This window comes from Flavobacterium sp., from assembly GCF_049590715.1.
Classification (GTDB): Bacteria; Bacteroidota; Bacteroidia; order Flavobacteriales; family Flavobacteriaceae; genus Flavobacterium.
The window spans coordinates 1-2,523 of record NZ_JBAWDL010000282.1; the positions used below are offsets into that span (position 1 = coordinate 1).

Annotated in this window: 5 protein-coding genes; all 5 read right to left on the bottom strand. The window is 32.8% G+C overall.

Annotation, left to right across the window (positions count from 1 at the left end):
• Positions 1-160: 160 nt before the first annotated feature.
• Entirely contained in the window at positions 161-598 is a 438-nt protein-coding gene (locus WBQ70_RS12695) for a hypothetical protein (RefSeq protein ID WP_423914844.1), read from the bottom strand.
• A gap of 77 nt (positions 599-675) precedes the next feature.
• The gene (locus tag WBQ70_RS12700) at positions 676-1,242 is read right to left on the bottom strand and encodes a Crp/Fnr family transcriptional regulator (RefSeq protein WP_423914847.1); all 567 of its coding nucleotides are present in this window, start codon (positions 1,240-1,242) and stop codon (positions 676-678) included.
• 68 nt (positions 1,243-1,310) lie between these two features.
• Positions 1,311-1,757 (bottom strand): DinB family protein, encoded by a 447-nt coding sequence (locus tag WBQ70_RS12705; RefSeq protein WP_423914849.1) that lies wholly within the window; start codon positions 1,755-1,757, stop codon positions 1,311-1,313.
• A gap of 12 nt (positions 1,758-1,769) precedes the next feature.
• Positions 1,770-2,090, bottom strand: coding sequence for an ArsR/SmtB family transcription factor (locus tag WBQ70_RS12710; RefSeq protein ID WP_423914851.1), 321 nt, complete (start codon positions 2,088-2,090; stop codon positions 1,770-1,772).
• A gap of 1 nt (position 2,091) precedes the next feature.
• The coding region (locus WBQ70_RS12715) for an SRPBCC family protein (RefSeq protein WP_423914854.1) at positions 2,092-2,523 on the bottom strand (432 nt) is incomplete at its 5' end.

Below are 2,523 nucleotides of genomic sequence, written 5' to 3' on the forward strand. Positions count from 1 at the left end.
CCAATACTCAGTAAAAAACCATTAAGTTTAAAAAAAGCAATGTCTTTGTTTTCTGCAACTGTTGTCCAACCCAAGACGTTTCCATAGAAATTTTTCATTGCGTTTAGATCATCTGCTCCAATAGTTAGTACACTTCTTCTTTGTTCCACTTCTGTTATTTTCAGCTATTCTTTGGGTTATTTTTAACTCTTTCAATACCACTCATAATTCCTCTTTTAATCATATTTCCGTACCCGTCATCTGATAAATGAAGTGTGAAAGATGAAGCTAATTCATAGTTTTCTTTTGCTTTCTCAAAATCGTTTAGGTCTTCGTAGCCTTTGGCTATATTTAGATATAAAGAAGGATAAGCTCCCGTCACTGTTCCATCATTAATTTGCAGAGCAATATCCAATGCTATTTCATCCCATTTCAATTTATTTTCTACACTATCTTGATGTCGAGCTACATAATGAGCAGCTGTAAACTTTTCAAATTCATTCGAAGCTTCTTTCCAGGCTTGGTTAAAATGTTTTGAAGCCTCGTCCTTTCTTCCTTGGCCTTCGAGTTCCATACCTTCAGCACAGAGTTTTACTATTTTGTTATTCGGATCATACATAATAATTTTTGATTTAAATGTGAACTACAAAATTGTGCATATTTCAAATTCTTCGCATTGACATAGGTCAAATAACATTATTTCGATTTCAGTCTGCTTAGCGTCTCCTGTCTAATATCGAGATATGATGCGAGTATCCGATTTGAGAGGCGCTGAACGTACATTGGATTCTCATTCATAAGTTTGTCGTATCGAATTTTGGCCGAAACAGTCACCAAATTTTCTATTTTCTTGTTTTGATATAAATACGCGGTTTCCAATAGTGTTCGATAAAATTTTTCCCATTCAGGAATTTCAGAAACAAGTTGAAAAAAATCAGAATATTTTATTGAGTACAATACCGAATCTTCCAGAGTATCCATAAATTCAAAGGATGGCTGTTTAGAAATGAAACTCGCTAATGAACTTACCATAGAGTTTTCAAATGCCACATACCTTGTTTTTTCGTTTCCTTGTTTTGTGATATAAAATGTACGAACACATCCTGAATGTATAAAGTAAAATTCTTTACAGGTTTGCCCTTCCGAAAGAAGAATCGTATTCGCCTTAACTGATGTTATTTTAAAACAATCAATTATTTTATCGATTTCTTTGTCAGTAAGTTTTGATTGGGACTTTAAATAATATCTTAGTTTTATTGACACTTAATTATTGATTTTTTAAATGACTGTTGTCGATTAGTATACATTCTAGTTCTATCTTTCGTTTTTCCCTACTGCTTTTTACCTTTTACAATCGCAGAAGATATTTGTCCGCAATGATGCGCATTATGATTAAGTAGAACCGATAATAGTTTTATTCTTTCTATCTTTCCGAACCAAGTTGTATCAATTTCTTCAAGCCATTTTTGGTCTGAGGTATTTGCAATTAGTTTCTCAAGCGTATTGTAGCCATTTTCAAAATACATTCTACTCGTTTCAAGGTCAAACTCAGTTCCTGTATCTTTTTTCCCTATGGTTGTTCCTTCTACATCCGTTTCGTAGCCAAAGAATTGTCCTATTAAATTTGTCGTTTCTCCAATATGTCTATAAATAAATCCTACAGAGGCTGTTTGCTCTGATAAGCGATAAGCTGAGTTCTCAGTGTTTATATTTTTACAGAAATGAGAACAGTCTTTTCGGTTTTGTTCAAGTAATTGTGATAAGATTTCGTTTTGCATTTTTAAGGTGTTTTAGTTCTTTTTATTCTTTAAAACAGTTTCCAAATTTTTAAGTTTACTATTCCAAAATTCATCAAAATGGTTAATCCAAGCTTTTAACTCATTAAATCCTTCCTGATTTAAAATACAATGTCTTTCCCTGCCTATTTCTTGAATTGTTATAAAACCTGCCATCTGCAATATTTTAATATGTTTCGAAATCGCAGGTCTGCTCATTTCAAAATTTTCTGCTAAAGCATTTATATTATAGGTGTTTTTGGTAAGCATCCCCAATATTTGCCTACGGCTTGGGTCTGCAATTACCTGAAAGGCATCAAGGGTGGGTATTGACATATTAGTGCGGGGTTAAATTCGTAAACATTTTTTGAATGTTTTTGTCCCAACCATCAAACATGGCAGTAAGAATGGAGTTATTCTCTTCTTTAAATCCGCTGTGAACAAGGGTTAATTCAGTTCCATGATCTTTAGTTTCTAAAGTCCAGTCCACAATGGTTTCTAGTGTTGGTTTGTTTTTGCTCAAACCACCTTTCCAACTATAAACAAGTTTTTTTAAAGGAACAATTTCCAAAACTTTGCAATAAAAGGTTCCGTCAAGATTTAAACTTGGAATCGGATTCGTAGTAAACTTAAATTCATATCCCAATTTTAGCTTAAAATCATTGGGCATCAACCATTTTTCTATTAACTCTGCTTTTGTAAGGTATTCCCAAATTTCTTCGGGAGATTGGTTATAAAACCACTTGTGTTTAATTTCTGTTTTCATTAA

Coding starts and splice junctions, on each gene's coding strand:
- WBQ70_RS12695 (WP_423914844.1), bottom strand. CDS start 598: ATGTATGATCCGAATAACAAAATAGTAAAACTCTGTGCTGAAGGTATG.
- WBQ70_RS12705 (WP_423914849.1), bottom strand. CDS start 1,757: ATGCAAAACGAAATCTTATCACAATTACTTGAACAAAACCGAAAAGAC.
- WBQ70_RS12710 (WP_423914851.1), bottom strand. CDS start 2,090: ATGTCAATACCCACCCTTGATGCCTTTCAGGTAATTGCAGACCCAAGC.